Source organism: Listeria grandensis FSL F6-0971 (assembly GCF_000525835.1).
In the GTDB taxonomy this organism is placed as follows: Bacteria; Bacillota; Bacilli; order Lactobacillales; family Listeriaceae; genus Listeria_A; species Listeria_A grandensis.
Genome location: NZ_AODD01000003.1, coordinates 47,187 through 66,800 on the forward strand (window position 1 = coordinate 47,187; position 19,614 = coordinate 66,800).

Sequence of the window (19,614 nt, forward strand, 5' to 3'; positions counted from 1 at the left end):
AATAAATCTACCACAATTCCGCTCTTTTATCAATGGATTTACGCCGATCATGCGCACAACGCAAAAACGAGCCCAGACCACTTATCCAAGACTCGTTTATCTTCTATTTCTTATCGCGCGACTACTTTATCGATATTAATTAGCCGATCCATGTGTTCCATCGCCATGCTTGTTCCGAGCGCGACAGATTCAAACGGAGCTGGCGCCAGATGGATTGGCACTGCAATTTTGCTGTGGAGCCATTCGGATAAGCCGCCTAGTAAAGAACCGCCTCCTGTTAGCATTAAACCACTGGCCCGAATATTACCGCTTAGTTCTGGCGGACTATTCTCAAGCGTCGTCTGTACCACACCCAGAATCCGATTTAAAAATTCATTGACCTCGTTTTGAAACTCGGTGGACTCTACCTCGATCGTAATCGGGAAACCCGTAACTAGATCGCGCCCCTCAATCTCAATCGTATGGTTCACCTGTGACATGTCACAATGTAGTTGCCACTTCACTTGCTCTGCTGTCTCCAAACCAATCAATACATTATATTTACTGCGAACAAGTTGCGCAATTTCACGATCCAGCTCGTTGCCAGATTTACGAATCGTTGCACTCGTTACGATACCTCCGTATGAAACAAGTGATGTTGTGATTTTACCTGCACCGATATCAACAATGACATTAGCAATCGGCTTTTCAAACGGCAGACCCGTACCCATCGTTGCCGCAAGTGATCCCTCGATAAAATAAAGCGACTTCACACCTAGCGAAAATAAGATATCACCGATCGCTTGACGCTCAATATTCGTCGCACCTGGCAAAAGTGACACAATCAAGTCCATTTGCTTAAAACGCTTCCCAGTCACTGCGCTCACACGGCTTTCTACTTTTTTCATTAATCGCAATGTCATATCAAAATCAACAATGATTCCGCCTTGAAGCGGACTGATCACGACAATCGAGCCAGGCGTCTTCTCCGCTAACTCTTTCGCTTCATGCCCTATTTCTAAAACCTTATTTTTCTTCGTATCATATGCTAAAACTGTAGGCTCATGAAAAATCATTTTCTCCATGTCTGAGTAGATACTAATATTAGCCGTTCCAATATCAATACCAATTGTCACTTTCCCCATATTCCTTTTCCCACTTTCCTAAAAGTTGATTATCAGATTCGCCCATCGTTTATAGCTATCCTCTTCCAGTATATCAGGTCTAAAAAATATAATCCATGACAAAACCATGAACTTTTGCAAAATAATGTATACTAGGACAATAAAAAGGCCCTAGACGCGCATTAGGAACCTTTTGTTGGGTATTTTATCACATTTTTAGCTAGCTTAGCTTCCACGATAGAATTTACATTCGCATCCATCGCCTCTGCCATTTGAAGCGCATAAATAAAGACGTCTGCTAACTCTTCTAATATAGCTTCTCGATTTTCATGAATCGCTTCTTCCGTTGTCTTCCACTGGAAACATTCTAATAACTCACTGGCCTCTAACGTGAGAGATATCGCCAAATCTTTCTGCATGTTATATTGATTTTCCCAACCGCGATCCAGAAGAAATTGATGCACGGTTTGTTTTAATTGCTCCATCACTGCGCCCCATCTCTTTTTACAATGAGTGTAGCACAAGATACTCGCGTTATGCTAATTTTAAGTAAGATTCCTTCACTTTTTCGAAAAGCTTGGAATAACTTTCAATTCCAGTGACGTCCGCGATCGCTTTTTCTAGCCCCACCGCCGCGACAAGAGCTTGCAGTTCCACCGCTTCTGCATCGTCTGGATCATTGAAACGTAAAGCCGCTGCAATCGCGTCTGCTAATGCTTTTGGTGTTTCATTGAAAGCTTCTACAAATTGACGTGCCGGCTGCACAAAACGATCATTTGGTCCTAGTTTACGCATTGGTGAACGTCCAACTCGAGACACATAATCAGAGATGTGCGGATTTTTGAATCTTTCGATAATTTTATCAATGTAAGCTTGATGTTCTGTATGTCCAAAATCAAATTTTTTCTCCAGTAAAGCTCCTGTTTCTTCTAAAGCACTGCGCACTGCGAATAAAACTTTATCATTATGAATTGCGGCTTCGATTGAATCGATATTTTTCATATGGCCAATGTAGCTGTGACCGCGTGTCCCGTGTTAACCGTGAACAACTTGCGCTCGATATACGGCGTCAAATCTGCGACATACGTGATACCAGGAATAGCTGGTACCGCGCCTTTAATTGCGCTTTCTTCCACTACCCACTCAAAAAATGGCTCCACAAGAACGCTCAGCGGGTCATCCTGTGTTTGATTCGGAACAATCCTGTCCACAGCCGCATTCGGAAACGATACGAACGCATCCGCATACTGCTTTTCTGTCTCCGAAAGCTCCGCGTAAACACTCGCTTGAAGCGATGCCGATGCGCCAATCATATTTTCACACGCCATGACGATTAGCGGTTTTTGAATAGCGATTCGCGCTTTAATACCAGCCACCAAAGTTTTTGCAATAAATGGTAAAATCGTTGGTCCAACTGCCGTAGTCACCAATTCTGTGTCCAAAATAGCCGCGATCACCTGCTCCGGATTTTCTTGGCTGTTAATCGCGCTCACATCCGTAATCAAGTCCACGTGCTGCGAATCATCCGCCAAAATCACTTGGTATTGTTTTTTCTCGTTCAGCGCATCCACAACGCTCTTATTTACATCTACAAACGTGACATGATACTTCGCTTCGTGAAGCAACTGCCCGATAAACCCGCGCCCAATATTACCAGCACCAAAATGTACAGCCATCATGCGCTTTCGCTCCCCTCGAAGAAGTCGATGATCTCTTGTTTGGATTCTGCCGCAACGATTTTACTCACATTCTCTTCCTCAGAACAAACAATCGCGATACTGCTCAGTAAATCCATATGTTCCCCATCCGCGCCCGCAATCCCAATAAGCACTTTCACTTCATTACCATCAAACGATACGCCCTGTGGTACTTGCAAAATCACAATGCCCGAGTTTTTAATCATATCTCGCGAATCATCCGTGCCATGCGGAATCGCAACCATATTTCCAATAAATGTTGACGTTAATGCGTCACGCTCCTTCATCTTCTCAATATAAGGCGCATCCACATATCCTTGTTCCACGAGCAATTGCCCTGCTGCCGTAACCGCTTCCTCCTTCGTACTAAACGCCTGTTTCAAAGCAATATCTTGACTATTAAGTGCTACCATTCTTATTTCCTCCTCGTATCATATAAAAATTGATTCAATTTGCTGATCACAAAAGCCGTGATCTCTTTCCCATTTCCCGATTCTAGTAACTGCGTCGTTTCCTCATTTTCAATCGCCATCGCACTAATAAAACTCATCACTTCGAGTCCTTGCGACGCCAATTTTTCCGGTGCTAGCAAAACAAGTAGTGTGGTCGCCGCTACATTTCCGCCTCCCATTGCCGGTACTTCCACCGCATCTTGCAAAGAAAAAATCTGAAAAACGGGCTGGTGCACAAACTCATTTCGGACATGAAACAACGCCAGCCTCGTCTCAGGAATGCCAAAACCGCTCCATTTTTCCCGTTCCAACAACGACCGGAGCAGTATTTCCACCTGAATATCCCGTTCCTGCTCAAACATCGCCATACAAACCGCACGTAACGTGTCTTCCAAATCATGTTGCGTCTCATCCATTGGCACGACCTGAAATCCCTTCAAAATCGCAAGTACCGTATTCGCATACTCCTGCTGCCCCTCCAAACGGTGCACCGCCTCGAGCAACGTCATCTGTTCTTCCTGTTCCGCGGGCGCCTTTTGTGGCACAAATATTTCCTTCTGCTTCAAAAAAACCTCAATTTGCGAAATCTCCCGATCCGTGAGCATCGGACTCACAAGAAAATACTCAAAATCCACTTTCCCTAAATCAATCGTCGACACAATCACGTCAAAATACCGCGTATTGCGATGATTCAAAACCTCAAATAACGACACATTATGCAAGTCCTTCAATTGCGGTAACGCTTGTTTCAACCTTGTCGCCAACATTTTGGACGTCCCAATTCCACTCGAACAAACGACCAAGCCTGAAAACACACGACGCTCATTTTTCTGCAACAAGGCCGCTCCGAAATGCAACACCAAATAACCAATTTCCTCATCCGGCACATCCGTTTGCTGGTAAATTTCCCGAAATGCCACCCGCACAATTTGGAAAAGTGACGGATAATCCTGTTTAATCGTCTTAATCAATGGGTTGTGAATCCGCATATTCTGATCTAGACGTCGCAAAGCCGGTCGCAAATGCGCTGTCAAACCATTGAGCAAAGACGCCTCCTGAAAAGAACTGCCAAGCTCTGCCTCCACTTTTGAAATCAAGCGTTTGGCCATCGTCACTGCCTGCACATTTTCATTCCCCGAAAAAATCCCCGTCTCATCCTGCGCCTTCGCCCCACGAATATGCATCGTTACATACAACGCTTCCCCATCCGGCACCACAAATGGTTCCATCTCCAAACAAGCCGCTAGCAATTCTTTCGCCACTGTAAATTCTGGAAAATTCCGAAAATATTCTTGTTCCGGCTTCATCTCCTGCAAATAATTCCCGCTAATCATTCGTTCTACCGAAATCGAAATATGCACGACAAGCGTCAAATAAGCCTCATCTGTAATTTCATATGCCAAATCCTTGCGCCAAGATCGCGCATTCGCTTCGACTTTTTGAATGAGCGCATTATCAATTACGTGAAGCAAGCGTTCGTCCGCCAACATCTCCATCTCGTCTTGCTTTTGCTGCTGAAACAATTGAAATAGCGAATTTTTCGAGCCAGTCTTAGAAATTAAATCACTTAGAAGCGCCCGCTTTGTCACTTCTTCTGCCATCAACTTCACACCATATCCACGTTTCCGCTCAATTTCCGCGCGCCCAAGCAACTCATCTTCAAGTTTCGTCAAATCACTGCTAACCGTTGATATTGTCACATTCAAGTCATTCGCCAATGCGATTAGTTTGACCGGTTCATTTTCCTTTAACAAGGTTTTTAAAATAAATTGTTGCCGCTCCATCGGTGTGAACTCATTGTAAGAAAGATCGAGCAATTGCCATTTGAAAGCTTGGCGACTAGCGTCCGATCCAAACACAGAAAGCTTGGCATCCTTGCGTTCTAGCGCCAATTGATACGATCCAAGAACCGCTTCGACCTCCTTCAAATCACGCCGAATAGTTCGCTCACTCACATCCATATATTCCGCCAAATCCGCTGTTGCTACAGGTTCATGGCTCATTAAAAGCTGCTCCAAAATAAGTCTCGTCCTTGCCGAAATATACATCTTTTATTCCCCCAGTTATTTCTGGTCAGCCAAATTCTGCACTAGCTCATCGTATTTATGGCTATTCAAGAAATTTTCGACCGAAATATGATAGGCCTTTGGTAGTTTTTCTGTCGCACGAGCCGTCAAATCTTGATGTGTCACGACAATATCCGCATCCGCTGGCAACTGCGAAATCGCGAAATTCACAACCTCAATATCCAGCCCTGCCTTCTTCACCTTGTTACGCAATACCGAGGCGCCCATCGCACTCGATCCCATTCCCGCATCACACGCAAAAATAATTTTTCGCGTCGCGGTTGGGATGCCTTCCGCCGCAAGTTCTGCCTCACTTGTTCCAACGACTGCGCTTGCTACCATGGCCTTCTTACCTTTCATTGTAGCCATTTTTTGCTCCGCTGTCGCGAGTTCTGCATCATCCGTCGCTTTAGAAGTTTTCAGCACTACCGCCGATACGGCAAACGAAACGATTGTCGCGAATAGAATCCCAGCGATAATACCCATATAATCTCCCTGAGGCGTCAATGCAAGTATCGCAAAAATACTTCCTGGAGAAGCGGTTGCAACCAAACCAACATCAAACAAGTTAAACGTAATAATCCCTGTCATCCCACCAGCAATTGCACCTAATAGTAATGCTGGTTTCATTAAAACATAAGGGAAGTAAATCTCATGAATACCACCTAAAAACTGAATGATAATCGCGCCAGGAGCTGTTTGTCTGGCTGTTCCTTTACCGAATACCGTATAGGCAAGCAAAATCCCTAACCCTGGTCCTGGGTTTGTCTCAATCAAGAATAATATCGATTTCCCCGTGCTCACAGCCTGATCAATACCTAGTGGTGATAATACACCTTGATTAATCGCATTATTTAAGAATAGTACCTTAGCTGGCTCTACAAAAATACTGACAAGTGGCAAAAGATGATTATCAATTAAGAACTGAACACCTGATGCCATCGCCTGATTCACCGTTTGCAGTGCAGGCCCAATCGTTTTTAAAGATATAATAGCCAACGTACCTGCTAAAATACCTGCCGAGAAATTATTGACTAACATTTCAAATCCAGCTTTTATTTTTCCTTCAATTAATTTATCGAAACGCTTAATCAACCAAGCCGAGAATGGCCCTAAAATCATCGCGCCAAGTAACATTGGCATTGATGTACCTACGATAGCCCCACATTGTCACAGCTGCACCAACGACACCACCACGCGTTTCATATACCAATTTCCCCCCAGTATAAGCAATCAAAAGTGGCAATAAGTATTTAATCATTGGATCTACAAGTTTAGCAAACTCCGCATTTGGAATTCGACCAGTTGGAATAAATAACGCCGTAATAAGTCCCCATGCAATAAACGCCCCAATATTAGGCATAATCATACCACTTAAAAAACTACCAAAATGCTGAACCTTCACACGGAAGCCAGACTTTTCTTGTTGTTGCTCCATTTTTATGTCCTCCTTCATTCTCTCCAAACTCGAAAAGAATGCCCTTTTGTCAATTGTATTTCTGTTACTTCGAAGTAAACGCTATTGCCAGATCCACTAATGAAATTGCGCAATTCCACACCTTAGTCTCACTTGTTGGCCTAGCTCTTATTTATATTGTATGACAGCGGTACCAAGTTAGCAATACAATCAAAATTGGAATTTGTCCTTTAGGCACGGACAAGATTGGAGCAGAATTAATTGGAACAAAAAAAAACACCCTGCTATATTTCTTAGCTAGAGTGTCCAATTTAAAACTTTAAATTCTATTATGCTTCTTGCGCCACTACCGCTTCCTCAATATGCTCCGGCGGAATAAAACCATTCAAACGTGAAACCTCTTCGCCGCCTTTATACAACACCAACGTCGGTGTTTGGCGGACATTGCGATCGAAAAAGAAATTTTCGCCTACTTCTTCTAATTTTACTTTCAACACTTTCACTTTATCTGCCATCGATGAGTTTTTGAACTCTTGGAATGAGAGATCTAGCATTTTGCAGTTTGGACAGTTGTCTTTCCAATAATCCACGTATACTAATTCTCCTGCTGCGATATGTTGTTCGAATTCTTCCATTGATTTAATTTCGATACTTGTCATTTTACTACCCCTTCTCTCATGGACAATACTTCCGCAACCCACTTCTTAATGGCTGCGTGGTCCCGTTCATTATTCGGCATTTGCTCAATTTTCAACTTCGGATAATCCGATGCAAAATAGGTGGCCATCCGATCGACCGCTCCGCAAAAGTATGCCATACTCCATTGTGTTTCGCCTGTCCCAAAAATCGCGACGTGTGGCGGTTTCCTTCCCAATTCTGCGATAAAATCCTTCATATCTGGCGGTGTCCTACCTAAATCAGCTGTCCATGCCCCTAACATGAACAAATCGTAGTCCGTCTCAAGCGGATACTGGGCGTCAGGATGCACGCGGAAACTTGTCACATCATGCTTTGCTTGAACAAGTTCCGCCTCCACTTCCTCTGCCACCATCTTCGTATTTCCACTCAAAGAATCATACGCCAAGAGGATTTTCATAGATCGTCAAAACCGTTGTCAACATTTGTTTTTTTGTAACTACTATTGCGCATTTCGAAAAAGTCCGTTTTCGTTTCGGTAAAGTTATCTGCATACGCCTTAATCCACGACATCTTATTCTCGCTGTGACCTGGATAAAGTTCAGGAATTCCAAGCATTCCAAGCATCTTATTGGCGCGATATTTCACGTAATCGACCATTTCCGATACATCGATGCCTTCAATCCCATCCAATACTTCCTCTGACCAAATCGTCTCAAGTTCCACGGCATGACGAAAAGCTTCATGTGTATATTCCACAAGTTCATCTGTTTGCAATTCCGGATTTTCACCAAGAATAGCGCGAATAACTTCTGAGATAAACTTCGAGTGTGCCAATTCATCACGATTAATAAAACTAATAATTTTCCCAGTTCCCGTCATTTTATTTTGACGAACCAAGTTATAAAAATAAGCAAAACCACTATAAAAATTGATACCTTCCAAAATAGAGGATTGAATCAACGCCTTGACCAGATTTTCACCTGTTTTGTTATTCATGAAGTTATCATACGATTCCATAATTGGCTCATTACGCTTCACAATCGTCGGATGCGTTCGCGCCAATTCAAAAATACGTTTCTGCTCCTGCAAGTTCGTAATCGAAGCAAGCACATAAGAATAACTCTCATTATGAATTACTTCTTGTTGCCCGATAATCGCGGTATTTGCATGCACTGCGGGGTCTGTAATATATTCGGCGACATTATAAATAAACCGGGTTTGCGGAGAATCAAGCGTCGCAAGCAAACCAATAATCGCATCAAAAGCATACTTCTCTTCTTCTGAAAGTAGCGGATATTGTTTCGCGTCACTCTTCATGTCGACCTCATCAGGAATCCAATAGTTCGTCGATAATTCTTTATACGCGCGGTAAAACGATGGATACGGAATATCATTCCAATTCAAAATCCCACTCGTGTCACCATTTATAATTGCAGTTGAGCGATTCGGGCTCAACGGTTCCAAAATTTTAATACGGTGCAATTCTTCTTTTTGATCCGTCATATCATAACCTCCTTCAAGATATGTAAAACACGAGCAAAGACGTTCGCTTTGCTCGTTTCGCTATTCAATTTATCAGCTTGAACACCATTCGCACTCTTCTACGTCAATATCATTCGAACGGACATAATATGTTGTTTTCAAGCCTTCGCTCCATGCTAACATGTGCAGCTCTAGCAATTTACTTGCTTTAATACCACTTGGCACGTAGAAGTTGAAGCTTTGTGATTGATCGACATGGCGTTGACGGCGACCATTTTGGCGGACACTTGCGAATTGGTCCACTTGGTACGCGCCTTTGCCGTAGTACGGATATGTTTTAAGGGAAAGATCCGGCGCAATCACGGGACGACGATAGTCTTTCTTCTCTTCATAATAAAACGGACTGAAAATGGGATCGATAGAAGCCGTTGATCCTGCGATTTGCGCTGTACTCATGTTCGGTGCAACAGCTAGCAAGTATGCATTACGAATACCATTTTGGGCCACATCTGTCGCGAGTTCTTTCCACGCATCCGTTTCGTAACCGCGACGCTCGAAGTATTCACCCGTATTCCAATCACTACCTTTAAAGACAGAGTACGCGCCTTTTTCTTTTGCCAAGGCAGCACTTGCTTTGATCGTTAGGAAATTGATTTCTTCGTATAGCTCATCCGCAAAGGTTTCTGCTTCTGCGCTATCCCACGCAATATTTTTCAGGGCTAGCAGATGATGCCATCCAAAAGTGCCAAGACCGATTGAACGGTATTTCTTATTTGTAATCGTTGCTTGCGGTACTGGGAGTTCGTTCAAATCGATCACGTTATCCAGCATCCGAACCTCAATCGCAATCAAGCGTTCCAATGTTTCCGGATCTTCCGCTGTCACAGCACGACCAAGATTGACCGAAGACAAGTTACAAACGACGAAATCTCCTGCTTGCTTCGTAATCACGATTTGGTCACCGCTAATGATTTCTTGAATCATCCGCGTCGGGCTCATATTTTGCATAATTTCAGTACATAGATTACTAGAGTAAACCATTCCCGCATGTTTATTCGGATTCATCCGGTTCACTTCATCGCGGTAGAACATGAATGGGTTCCCTGTTTCTAGTTGACTCACCATGATGCGTTTCATGATATCGATGGCCTTCACGATTTTTCTGCTCACTGTTTCATCCATCACTAACTCTTCATACTTCTCACGGAAAGAACCGTCACCTTTTTGCTCATCGTAGAAATCTTGTAGGTACCAACCCTTCTTCTCTTTAACTTCGTGTGGATCAAATAGGTACCAGTCCCCACGACGCTCGACAGCTTCCATGAATAAGTCTGGCATACAAACAGCCGTGAATACATCATGTGCCCGTAAACGCTGGTCTCCGTTGTTTAAACGAAGGTCTAGGAAAGCTTCGATATCTTTATGGAAAACGTCCAAGTAAACGGCAATTGCGCCTTTACGCTGACCTAATTGATCGACACTAACCGCCGTATTGTTCAGTTGCTTAATCCACGGAACAACGCCACCACTTGCACCGCGTACTCCACGGATAGCCGCACCCGACGAACGAACATAACCAAGATACGCCCCAACGCCGCCGCCATGCTTACTTACACGCGCCACATCGGTATTACTATCGTAAATGCCTTGCAAACTATCATCCACGGTATCAATGAAACAACTCGACAATTGACCGCCAACTTTACCAGCATTGGCAAGCGTTGGGGTTGCTACTGTCATGTATAAATTGCTTAACGCCCAATAAGATTCCCGAACTAAGTCCATCCGTTTCGCTTTTGGCTCATCCTGCATTAAATAAAGAGCGATGGTTAACCAACGTTCTTGTGGCAACTCATATACATTACGCGCTTGATCTGTTGCCAAGTAACGCGTGGCCAATAAATACAAACCATTATATGTGAAAAGTTTATCCTTCTCTGGGTCAATCATTTCGCCAGCTTGGATTAACTCATCTTTCGAATAATTTTTTAAAATGCTACCAGAATAAATGCCACGTTCGCCAAGGCTTTCTTGCAAGCCAACGTATGAACCATATTTATCATCGTCATTATAAAAGCGGTTTTTACTAGCTTTCTTGTATAGCTTATTCAGATAAAGTCTGGCTGCAAAAAGTTCCCAAGCTGGGAGGTGGATATCCGTGCGCGCTTCTGCTTCACGAATCAAGTAATCCACAAGCTCATCCGCCGCATAGTCCTCTTTCTTCTCAATAAATGTAAAAACTTTACGCTTGTAATCTTCCATCTCAAGCGCTGGAAATTCTGCATGAATCGTGTCCAAATATCTGTTTAGTCGTTCCTTATCGAAAGGTAGTTTGCGATTCCCTCCGTCTTTCACTATGTAAGTCGTCATTTGTAGTCCCCATTTCTTCCCAATATTTCAAGTTAAACCTGGTCTCATTCATCCATCGATACTAGCCTCATCCGAACAAAAAAATTAACTTTCGCAAAAGTCAGATCCTTTGTAAAAGTTAAAATAGCATTTCATGTTTTAACGGCTTTCGATACTATATATAGTACCTCGTTTAGAATGTGAATGCAAGATATTGTGTCTGACCTTTTTCTTGATAATCGATACGAAGCGTTTCACTTCAAAGGTTTTCGGATTTTAAATTTATTTTTCATCGAAATTCTTTGTGAAGCAGACCACAAAAAACATAGTTGTCAACCACTACAAGTTGTGATTAAAGCACCTTATCATACCACATTTAGTAGCAGGATTTTTATGGTTTTTTTTATTTCACAAACATTAGAAAATCCATGCTGCTAGCAACACGGATTTTCTAGTTATTACACTTTACGGAAAATGTGCTTTCTCCTCGCATATATAACGATTGAGAAGGCAACAACAGCTTCAGAAAGTGGGATCGAGGCCCAAACACCTTCTGCTCCGAAAAATGGTGGCAACATGATCAGGAACGCGACCATGAATAGCATTTCGCGCGCGACTGTGATCCAAATCGCCATACCAACCCGGCCTGTCGTCTGGAAATACGTCATCATGACGAAGTTGAAGCCCATAAATAGATAACCGGCAAAGAAAATCCGGACGGCCATTGTTGCTAATCCCACAATCTCTGGCTGAATGTGCCAAACATCGCTACGATATGGCCGGCTCCGAAAAATCCACCAACAAAGAACACGATACCAGTTCCAATTGCTGTAATGATGGCCAGTCGAATCGTTGCCTGCTCTCGGTCTTGTAATTTTGCGCCACGATAGTAGCTGATCAGTGGCTGAATCGCTGAACTCATTCCTAAGAACAGCATTAAAATCACGCTGTGTGTGTAGTTTAATACGGAAAATGCTGCTACACCAGCTGTCCCCGCAACTGCCGCAATCGCGATATTATAGCCCATTGTAAAGACGGACAACCCAAGTTCTGATAAAAAACTCGGCATCCCAATCGAGAATGTTTTCGTAAACGATTTTTTCGTAAAGCGGAACCCGACAAATTTTAGCCGGCATGTTTTTTTGAAGAAGTGTAGCGATAAAACGCCAATTCCCACGACGACAGCAATAATGGTCGCACCCGCAGAACCAGCCACGCCCCAGTTTAAAATAAACAGGAAGCAGTAATTCAAAATCACGTTCACAACTGCCGTCACGATCAACGCGACCATCGCAAGGTTCGGATCGCCATCATTCCGTACAAAAATACTCAAAATATTTTCAATCGTAAACGCAAATCCGAACATTAGTAAAATCGTCATGTAATCCATTACGTAAGGCAACGTCTCCGGATTCGCCCCGAGCATATTCGCCAGTGGCACCCGAAATACGAACGCAATCGCCGCAAGCGTAATCGTAATTAAAAACACCATTATAATAGAACGAGTAAAGATGCGTTGCGCCTCTGGAATGTTCTTCTCCCCTAGCGCAAAGGAGTACTGTGTAGCTCCACCAATTCCTATCCAAAGCGAAATCGCCGTAAAAATCGAGAACACTGGAACTGCAATATTAATCCCCGCAAGCGCCACCCCGCCGAGTCTATGTCCTACAAAAATCCCGTCCATCACAATGTTCACCGACATCAGCAACATCCCAACTAGGGACGGAATTAAATATCGTAAAAACACCTTTAAAACGGAATCTGTCTCCATTCTAGTATCCATTTCTTTCATGTTTCTCACTTCCTAACCTAACGTTAATTAGTCGACTATACCATTTAATCACATTTAGTAAAAAAAAGCAACATGACAGGCAACATTGCAAAATTGTAAGATTGGGTACTCTTTTTGTTAGTTAATACGAGGGAACCAAATCTCAATACACGGTATACTAAGTTTATCAAATCAAAGGAGTTACCGACTTATGAAAAAATTACTTATTGCACTTATCGTTCTTATTATCATCATCGGTGGCGGATTGCTCGCCTTGCGTTTTATAAATTTCAATCAAATAGGTGCTGATACCTATTATGTAAAAATTACAACAGACGGAAAAACAACAAGTGGTCGTGCAAGCAATGGTCAAGCCTACACAGATTATAATTACAATCTCCCAGGCTACGATGAAAACGGGAAAGAAAAAGAGATGGCATTTATCGCTCAGAAAAATTTACGCAAAGACGCTTACCTTGAAGTATTCTGGAAAGAGGATAAAGGCGTGACATCCTATAAAGAAGTAAAGCAGACGGATCTTCCTAAAAAAGCTGCGGACAAATTAAAATAGCAATAATGAGAGAGGTTGAGAAAAATGAAAAACAAAAAAGGTTTATTACTAATATTAGCGGGGTTACTCGTAGCGTTATGTGTCGTATTTGAATATGGAATGCCCTCAGATGCTACTGCAAAAGCCTATTTTGTAGATGTGAATCAAAACGGGGAACAAGTGAAGAAAAACCAATTTTCTGGCTATAAATATACATTAAAAGGCTATAAAAAAGATGGTAGTTCTGAAAACATCACATTTTACTCACCTGATAAGCTAGAGAAAAATAAGAAGTTCAAGATTCACGTGTCCAATAATCAATTGGTAGCAAATTATAAACAAGTCAAAAAGTTGCCCTCCACTATCCAATATTACGCAGAGCAATAATCTATAAAATCCGGCTATAAGAACTTTCCCGCCGCCCATAACTATACATAGACTTGCAATGAAAGAGATATCTAATTCTCTAGGCATTGCAAGTCTATTTTCATTCGTCTTCTAATATACCGCGTAATCGCTCTCCAACTACCGGCGCATCTGCTTCATCTAATTTCGCAAAAGTCAGGCGAATCGCACTTTCTTGTATACCAAATAAAAAGGCGGGCATCACGAGTAATTGTTGCTCAAGAAAAATATCAAAATCACGCGTTTTCCAGTCTTTTTGTGGTAGCCTACACCAAAGATGGAATCCCCCTTGCGGCACATCGTACTGTAAGCTTTCTGGTAAATGTTTTATCAGAGCATCGCGTCGTTGCTGCAGTTTCTTTCGCAGCCATCCGATATGCGTTCCAAACGCTGCATCGCTCAGAACATGGTTCGCTAGTACTTGCGGAAAAATACTGAGTCCAAAGTCCATCTCCTGCCTTGCTTCAGCGAGTCTTGTGACAACCGCGGCTGGTCCTATGAGCCAGCCAATCCGAGTCGTTGATCCCATCAGTTTTGACAGCGATCCGATATAGAGGACGTTATCTGGATCTAATTTTTTCAGTAATTCCGGTGGCTCTGATTCATCAAAAGTGAGTAAGCTGTAAGGATCATCCTCCACGATGGGGACTTGTATTTTAGAACATAGTGCGACAAATTCCTGCCTACGTTTGGCGCTCATCGTCAAGCTTGTTGGATTTTGAAAAGTTGGATTGACAAACACCATTTTGATGCGATGTTTGCGATATAGTTGCTCTAATTCCGCCAACTTCACGCCTTCATGATCCATTGGAAGTGCATAGATTCGTAAGCCCGCTGACTGGAATAAGGATAAGGCGTAAAAATAAGACGGGGCTTCCATCGCAATGGCATCTCCACTTGTCAAAAGGCATTGCGTGATTAGAAATAAGGCCTGTTGCGCCCCTGACGTGATAAAAATTTGATCTAGATTGGTCGTTACATGATAGTTTTGCGCGACCATTTCTTGTATCGTTGCTCGTAACGGTTTATAACCTGCAACGTCTTCTGAGCTTTCCTCCGATAAAAAAGTTTGCCAAGACAAGGCTGGCGTCGTGATTTCTGGGAGGAGATCCACTGGGAGTTCTCCAGATGCGACGTCGATAACTGCATCTGGGGCTTTGCTTCGTAACAATTTCATTTTATCGAGATATGGCGTTGCTTGTAAAAATGCGCCTTGTGACACGTAATGGCGCCAGTTTGTTTTGCGTCCGGTGAATACACCCCACTTATCTTCACTGATTCGCGTACCGCTTCCTTGTTTCCTGGTGACGATACCGCGAGTACTCAATTCATCGAGCGCATGGACTAGCGTCGAGCGGTTGACCCCAAGAAGTGCTGCGAGATCGCGTTCGGGTGGGAGCTTGTCGCCAGGAAGCAAGTGGCCGTCTTGGATGTGTATTTCTATGAGGGCGATGATTTGTTGGTAGATGGGGTATTCAGTGGTTTTTGGGATTTTCCACATGGGTTGGTGCCTCCTTTTGTTGGGATTTAGAGCCTCAATATATAATCTACCAGTGGCTCTTAGATGGCAAAACGCGGACTCAGCTCAAAGTAAGTAACAAGTCCCCTTCTTGATAAGTTCATATTCTACACGTTCTCTTCGCTAATTACCTGTTTCGCTGAGCCTTGTTGTCGGGATTTGTACTTATTGGGTTCTGTGGTTATTCGTGTGTGGCAATCTTGCTTGTGGGAATGCTTTGGTTGGTTACGTCTCCTGGTTTCGCGATCCAGCTTCACGGGCTAACTCCTCGAAAATTTCGGATCCTCCATAAAAATCAAGTCCGGGTTTTTACTGCGGCTCCTAACAATTTTTTTCGGAGTTAAACGAGCCCGTTCTGCTTTTCACTCGATCCAGCTTCAACAGCCAGATCCTCGAAATTTTCGGTGCCTCCGAAAAATCCAAAAAAGGGATTTGTCTGCGCCCCCTAACAAATTTTTTCGGATCTAACGGGCTGTTTCAGCTTTTCAGCATTGGACCACCTATTACTCCTCCAATTGGCTGTTTCGGAAAATTTGGTTTTAGCTTACCATAGAATAGAACAGAATGCCTAGGCACAAGTTTTACATATTAAAGGAGGAATCGTTTAAATGGAAAAGAAAACTGGTAGTGAGTTGGTAAAAAGAGGTATGGCGCAAATGCAAAAAGGTGGCGTCATCATGGATGTTGTCAATGCAGAACAAGCAAAAATCGCGGAGGCCGCGGGTGCAGTCGCGGTTATGGCTTTGGAACGCGTGCCATCTGATATTCGTGCGGCTGGTGGTGTCGCTCGTATGGCCGATCCACGCATTATCGAGGAAGTCATGAACGCAGTCTCTATCCCCGTTATGGCGAAAGCTCGTATTGGTCACATTTCGGAGGCTCGTGTGCTCGAAGCGATGGGCGTCGATTATATCGATGAAAGTGAAGTTTTAACCCCTGCAGATGATGAATATCACCTTCTAAAAAGCGATTTTACCGTACCATTTGTATGTGGTTGTCGTGATCTTGGTGAGGCGCTCCGTCGTATTGGTGAAGGGGCTTCGATGCTTCGTACGAAAGGTGAACCAGGAACGGGAAATATCGTGGAGGCGGTTCGTCATATGCGCAAAGTCAACAGCCAGATTCGCAAGGTGAGCGTGATGAGCGATGATGAACTGATGGCCGAAGCCAAAATATTAGGCGCTCCTTATGAACTTTTAAAAGAAATTAAAACGCTTGGAAAACTCCCTGTTGTCAATTTTGCGGCTGGTGGGGTGGCGACGCCTGCGGATGCGGCTTTGATGATGGAGCTTGGCGCGGACGGCGTGTTCGTCGGTTCTGGTATTTTCAAATCGGATAATCCTGCCAAATTTGCGAATGCGATCGTGCAAGCAACGACGTACTATACGGATTATGAACTCATTGGCAAACTTTCAAAAGAACTCGGCGCGCCAATGAAGGGAATCGAAATTTCCCATATAAATCCGGAAGATCGCATGCAAGACCGGGGTTGGTAATCATGAAAAAGATTGGTGTTTTAGCCTTACAAGGTGCCGTGTCAGAGCACCTAGATGCCATCGAAAAAGCCGGTGCCATCGGTGTTGCTGTGAAACATCCGGATCAACTGGCGGAACTGGACGGGCTTATCTTGCCTGGTGGCGAGAGCACCACGATGCGCCGTTTAATGAAGAAGTATGATTTATTTGAAACCATCCAAGCTTTCGCCAAATCTGGAAAAGGTGTTTTTGGAACATGTGCGGGTTTGGTTTTGACAGCGCGTGACATCGATGGTAGTGATGACGAAACGCTTGGGTTGATTGACACGGTTGTGATGCGCAATGGTTTCGGCAGACAGAAGGACAGTTTTGAAGCTCCGATTGCGATTCAAGGTTTGGAGGGTGACGCCTTTCCAGCGGTATTTATTCGCGCGCCCTACATCGCGTCTGTTGGTGAGCAAGCCGAATCGCTCGCAAGCATAGACGGTAAATGTGTCGCTGCAAGCCAAGGCAAAATTCTCGTCACAGCGTTCCATCCTGAATTAACGGGTGATACTCGCCTACTGGAACTTTTTATCGCTAAACTATAAGCTTAAAAAACCCCCGACTGCGGACAAAAGCAATCGGGGGTTTTTGTGTACTTATTCTGCGACAGCTTGTGCCGCAGTAATTAACGTCAAATTGTAAACATCTTTCGTGTTACAACCGCGCGATAAATCATTCACCGGCGCATTCAAACCTTGTAAAATCGGGCCAACCGCTTCGAAATTACCAAGGCGTTGTGCAATTTTGTAACCGATGTTTCCTGCTTCTAGGCTTGGGAAGATAAACACGTTCGCATCGCCTTTTAAAACGGAACCTGGTGCTTTGCTCGCTGCTACGGAAGGAACAAACGCTGCATCAAATTGGAACTCGCCATCCAACACTAATTCAGGTGCTTTTTCTTTCGCGATAGCCGTTGCTTCTGCTACTTTTTCCGTTTCTTCGGATTTCGCAGACCCTTTTGTAGAGAAACTTAACATCGCAACGCGCGGATCAATGCCGAATACGGATGCTGTTTCTGCGCTCACAATCGCATTTTCCGCTAAGTCTTGTGCAACTGGTGCAATATTAATCGCAACATCGCTGAATACGTATTTCTCATCGCCACGAACCATAATCATCGCACCCGCTACTTTGGAAATGCCTGGTTTGGTTTTAATAATTTGCAACGCCGGGCGAACCGTGTCCGCTGTAGAATGTGCCGCGCCGCTTACAAGCCCGTCCGCTTTACCTGTGTATACTAGCATCGTGCCAAAATAGTTCGGGTCAACAAGAATTTTTCGCGCATCTTCTTCCGTCGCTTTTCCTTTACGGCGCTCCACAAATGCCGCTACCAACTCATCAAAAAGTGGATCTGTTGCTGGTTCATGAATCGCAATGCCGTCTAAGGAAACCTGCAATTGCTTCGCCGTTTCTTCAATCGCTGTTTTATCCCCTAATAAAATCGGCTGTACAATACCATCTTTCAAAAGTTCTATTGCCGCACCAACAATACGTGCATCTTCGCCTTCAGGTAATACGATTCGTAAATCTTTCCCTGTTACTTGCGCTTTTAACGTTGTAAATAAATCACTCATAGTTTCCTTTTCCTCCAATAAATAATAATATGATATCTCTATTCTACTATTAAAAAACGGATTTTGATAGTATTTCAAACCCAGTATAACAGTTTCAAAAACAGTGTATTTGTATCAATACAGGGTGAACAAGATTTAGATAGTACTTTATTAAACTGTAATGATAAATTATATCATTTGACTAGTACAGTTTATTTTCCAGCTGCCATTAAAGTTTGCAACTCCGCCTCTGTCAGCATCCGATATTCACCAAGTGCTAACGTGGGATCTAATTTCAAAGGCCCCATTTGCAAGCGTTTTAAGTATGTTACTTGTTTATCGACTGCTTCAAACATTCGTTTTACTTGGTGAAATTTTCCTTCTTGAATTGTAATCTGCGCTTCCGATGTGCCGTCTTCCGCCTGAATCACTTCAAGCACCGCTGGCTTGCACGTATAGTTATCGGAAATCGTGACACCCTCTTTAAAAATCGCGATATCATCCTCTGTTACCACCCCATCTACCTTTGCAACATAGGTTTTATCCACATGTTTTTTCGGAGATAGTAAGTTATGGGCTAACACACCGTCATTCGAAATCAAGAGCAAGCCTTCTGTATCTTTATCCAACCGCCCGACTGGAAAAGGTTTCTTCGCCCGATCACGCGCATCTAATAAATCAATCACCGTCTCATCCCAATTGTCTTCTGTCGCACTGACAACGCCTGGTGGTTTATTCATCATCAAGTATGTAAATTCAGCATATTGGACTGTTTCGCCGTTCACTTCCACACGATCGCTTTCTTCCTTGACTTGATATTTCGCCTCTTTCACGCGTATATCGTTCACCATTACAGCACCAGTTTTTAACAATTGTTTGACTTCTGTCCGGCTGCCAAAACCGCTATTTGCTAGCAATTTATCTAATCTCATCGCTTCATTCGCCCTCCTATATCTTCTCTTTCCCATTCTACCCCTTATTCGTTCTTCTGACAATTTGCTTTTTTAGTTTTTGCCTTCTTGTTAAAATTTGATATACTAAATCGGAAGCTTCATCCAGAGAAACAACGGAAAAACTGTCCCGATGACCGG

General features: G+C 43.4%; 15 protein-coding genes and 3 pseudogenes. 4 read left to right on the forward strand and 14 right to left on the reverse strand.

The window, feature by feature from the left end:
- Positions 1 to 110: 110 nt before the first annotated feature.
- The 11 genes and pseudogenes from mreB to PGRAN_RS04120 form a co-directional block, all read right to left on the reverse strand.
- The gene (mreB, locus tag PGRAN_RS04070) at positions 111 to 1,124 is read right to left on the reverse strand and encodes a rod shape-determining protein MreB (RefSeq protein WP_036065388.1); all 1,014 of its coding nucleotides are present in this window, start codon (positions 1,122 to 1,124) and stop codon (positions 111 to 113) included.
- Positions 1,125 to 1,285: 161 nt separating this feature from the next.
- Entirely contained in the window at positions 1,286 to 1,588 is a 303-nt protein-coding gene (locus PGRAN_RS04075; protein WP_036065391.1) for a nucleotide pyrophosphohydrolase, read from the reverse strand.
- 49 nt (positions 1,589 to 1,637) lie between these two features.
- Positions 1,638 to 2,782, reverse strand: a pseudogene (locus PGRAN_RS17700) (mannitol-1-phosphate 5-dehydrogenase).
- The gene (locus tag PGRAN_RS04085; RefSeq protein WP_036065392.1) at positions 2,779 to 3,213 is read right to left on the reverse strand and encodes a PTS mannitol transporter subunit IIA; all 435 of its coding nucleotides are present in this window, start codon (positions 3,211 to 3,213) and stop codon (positions 2,779 to 2,781) included. Before PGRAN_RS04085 ends, PGRAN_RS17700 begins: the two are co-directional and overlap by 4 nt.
- A 2-nt stretch (positions 3,214 to 3,215) precedes the next feature.
- On the reverse strand, positions 3,216 to 5,300 hold the full coding sequence (locus tag PGRAN_RS04090) for a BglG family transcription antiterminator (protein WP_036065393.1): 2,085 nt from the start codon (positions 5,298 to 5,300) through the stop codon (positions 3,216 to 3,218).
- 15 nt (positions 5,301 to 5,315) lie between these two features.
- Positions 5,316 to 6,756: pseudogene (locus tag PGRAN_RS04095) on the reverse strand (PTS mannitol transporter subunit IIBC).
- A gap of 308 nt (positions 6,757 to 7,064) precedes the next feature.
- Positions 7,065 to 7,394, reverse strand: a complete 330-nt coding sequence (locus PGRAN_RS04100) for a thioredoxin family protein (RefSeq protein WP_036065394.1) — start codon at positions 7,392 to 7,394, stop codon at positions 7,065 to 7,067.
- Positions 7,391 to 7,831 carry a flavodoxin gene (locus PGRAN_RS04105; RefSeq protein WP_036065395.1) on the reverse strand — a complete coding sequence of 147 codons (441 nt, stop codon included), beginning with the start codon at positions 7,829 to 7,831 and terminating at the stop codon, positions 7,391 to 7,393. The genes PGRAN_RS04100 and PGRAN_RS04105 overlap by 4 nt, the downstream gene beginning before the upstream one ends.
- Positions 7,828 to 8,877 (reverse strand): ribonucleotide-diphosphate reductase subunit beta, encoded by a 1,050-nt coding sequence (locus PGRAN_RS04110; RefSeq protein ID WP_036065397.1) that lies wholly within the window; start codon positions 8,875 to 8,877, stop codon positions 7,828 to 7,830. The genes PGRAN_RS04105 and PGRAN_RS04110 overlap by 4 nt, the downstream gene beginning before the upstream one ends.
- 72 nt (positions 8,878 to 8,949) lie before the next feature.
- Complete coding sequence (locus tag PGRAN_RS04115) at positions 8,950 to 11,226, reverse strand: ribonucleoside-diphosphate reductase subunit alpha (RefSeq protein ID WP_036065399.1); 2,277 nt, start codon at positions 11,224 to 11,226, stop codon at positions 8,950 to 8,952.
- A gap of 437 nt (positions 11,227 to 11,663) precedes the next feature.
- Positions 11,664 to 12,997: pseudogene (locus PGRAN_RS04120) on the reverse strand (MATE family efflux transporter).
- Between the two features lie 190 nt (positions 12,998 to 13,187).
- Between PGRAN_RS04120 and PGRAN_RS04125 the strand changes: the two are divergent.
- Both PGRAN_RS04125 and PGRAN_RS04130 read left to right on the forward strand, forming a co-directional pair.
- Positions 13,188 to 13,547 (forward strand): YxeA family protein, encoded by a 360-nt coding sequence (locus PGRAN_RS04125; protein ID WP_036065401.1) that lies wholly within the window; start codon positions 13,188 to 13,190, stop codon positions 13,545 to 13,547.
- Positions 13,548 to 13,571: 24 nt separating this feature from the next.
- The gene (locus PGRAN_RS04130; RefSeq protein ID WP_036065402.1) at positions 13,572 to 13,913 is read left to right on the forward strand and encodes a YxeA family protein; all 342 of its coding nucleotides are present in this window, start codon (positions 13,572 to 13,574) and stop codon (positions 13,911 to 13,913) included.
- A 100-nt stretch (positions 13,914 to 14,013) separates the two neighbouring features.
- On the opposite strand, the gene PGRAN_RS04135 is transcribed toward PGRAN_RS04130, so the two are convergent.
- On the reverse strand, positions 14,014 to 15,432 hold the full coding sequence (locus PGRAN_RS04135) for an aminotransferase-like domain-containing protein (protein ID WP_036065404.1): 1,419 nt from the start codon (positions 15,430 to 15,432) through the stop codon (positions 14,014 to 14,016).
- 626 nt (positions 15,433 to 16,058) lie between these two features.
- Between PGRAN_RS04135 and pdxS the strand changes: the two genes are divergently transcribed.
- Together pdxS and pdxT are read left to right on the forward strand one after the other, a co-directional pair.
- A complete protein-coding gene (pdxS, locus tag PGRAN_RS04140; protein ID WP_036065406.1) occupies positions 16,059 to 16,946 on the forward strand; it encodes a pyridoxal 5'-phosphate synthase lyase subunit PdxS in 888 nt (295 codons plus the stop codon).
- A gap of 2 nt (positions 16,947 to 16,948) precedes the next feature.
- The gene (gene pdxT, locus PGRAN_RS04145; RefSeq protein ID WP_036065407.1) at positions 16,949 to 17,515 is read left to right on the forward strand and encodes a pyridoxal 5'-phosphate synthase glutaminase subunit PdxT; all 567 of its coding nucleotides are present in this window, start codon (positions 16,949 to 16,951) and stop codon (positions 17,513 to 17,515) included.
- 51 nt (positions 17,516 to 17,566) lie between these two features.
- On the opposite strand, the gene pta is transcribed toward pdxT, so the two are convergent.
- Positions 17,567 to 18,544 (reverse strand): phosphate acetyltransferase, encoded by a 978-nt coding sequence (gene pta / locus PGRAN_RS04150; protein WP_036065408.1) that lies wholly within the window; start codon positions 18,542 to 18,544, stop codon positions 17,567 to 17,569.
- 191 nt (positions 18,545 to 18,735) lie between these two features.
- Positions 18,736 to 19,455: a pseudouridine synthase gene (locus PGRAN_RS04155; RefSeq protein ID WP_036065409.1), complete on the reverse strand. Its 720-nt coding sequence runs from the start codon at positions 19,453 to 19,455 to the stop codon at positions 18,736 to 18,738.
- Positions 19,456 to 19,614 lie beyond the last annotated feature (159 nt).

What these genes read in the sequence shown, in the direction of transcription:
- pdxT (WP_036065407.1), top strand. Translation starts at nt 16,949, where the DNA reads ATGAAAAAGATTGGTGTTTTAGCCTTACAAGGTGCCGTGTCAGAGCAC.
- PGRAN_RS04090 (WP_036065393.1), bottom strand. Translation starts at nt 5,300, where the DNA reads ATGTATATTTCGGCAAGGACGAGACTTATTTTGGAGCAGCTTTTAATG.
- PGRAN_RS04110 (WP_036065397.1), bottom strand. Translation starts at nt 8,877, where the DNA reads ATGACGGATCAAAAAGAAGAATTGCACCGTATTAAAATTTTGGAACCG.
- pta (WP_036065408.1), bottom strand. Translation starts at nt 18,544, where the DNA reads ATGAGTGATTTATTTACAACGTTAAAAGCGCAAGTAACAGGGAAAGAT.
- PGRAN_RS04125 (WP_036065401.1), top strand. Translation starts at nt 13,188, where the DNA reads ATGAAAAAATTACTTATTGCACTTATCGTTCTTATTATCATCATCGGT.
- PGRAN_RS04105 (WP_036065395.1), bottom strand. Translation starts at nt 7,831, where the DNA reads ATGAAAATCCTCTTGGCGTATGATTCTTTGAGTGGAAATACGAAGATG.
- PGRAN_RS04085 (WP_036065392.1), bottom strand. Translation starts at nt 3,213, where the DNA reads ATGGTAGCACTTAATAGTCAAGATATTGCTTTGAAACAGGCGTTTAGT.
- PGRAN_RS04135 (WP_036065404.1), bottom strand. Translation starts at nt 15,432, where the DNA reads ATGTGGAAAATCCCAAAAACCACTGAATACCCCATCTACCAACAAATC.
- pdxS (WP_036065406.1), top strand. Translation starts at nt 16,059, where the DNA reads ATGGAAAAGAAAACTGGTAGTGAGTTGGTAAAAAGAGGTATGGCGCAA.
- PGRAN_RS04100 (WP_036065394.1), bottom strand. Translation starts at nt 7,394, where the DNA reads ATGACAAGTATCGAAATTAAATCAATGGAAGAATTCGAACAACATATC.
- PGRAN_RS04075 (WP_036065391.1), bottom strand. Translation starts at nt 1,588, where the DNA reads ATGGAGCAATTAAAACAAACCGTGCATCAATTTCTTCTGGATCGCGGT.
- PGRAN_RS04155 (WP_036065409.1), bottom strand. Translation starts at nt 19,455, where the DNA reads ATGAGATTAGATAAATTGCTAGCAAATAGCGGTTTTGGCAGCCGGACA.
- mreB (WP_036065388.1), bottom strand. Translation starts at nt 1,124, where the DNA reads ATGGGGAAAGTGACAATTGGTATTGATATTGGAACGGCTAATATTAGT.
- PGRAN_RS04115 (WP_036065399.1), bottom strand. Translation starts at nt 11,226, where the DNA reads ATGACGACTTACATAGTGAAAGACGGAGGGAATCGCAAACTACCTTTC.
- PGRAN_RS04130 (WP_036065402.1), top strand. Translation starts at nt 13,572, where the DNA reads ATGAAAAACAAAAAAGGTTTATTACTAATATTAGCGGGGTTACTCGTA.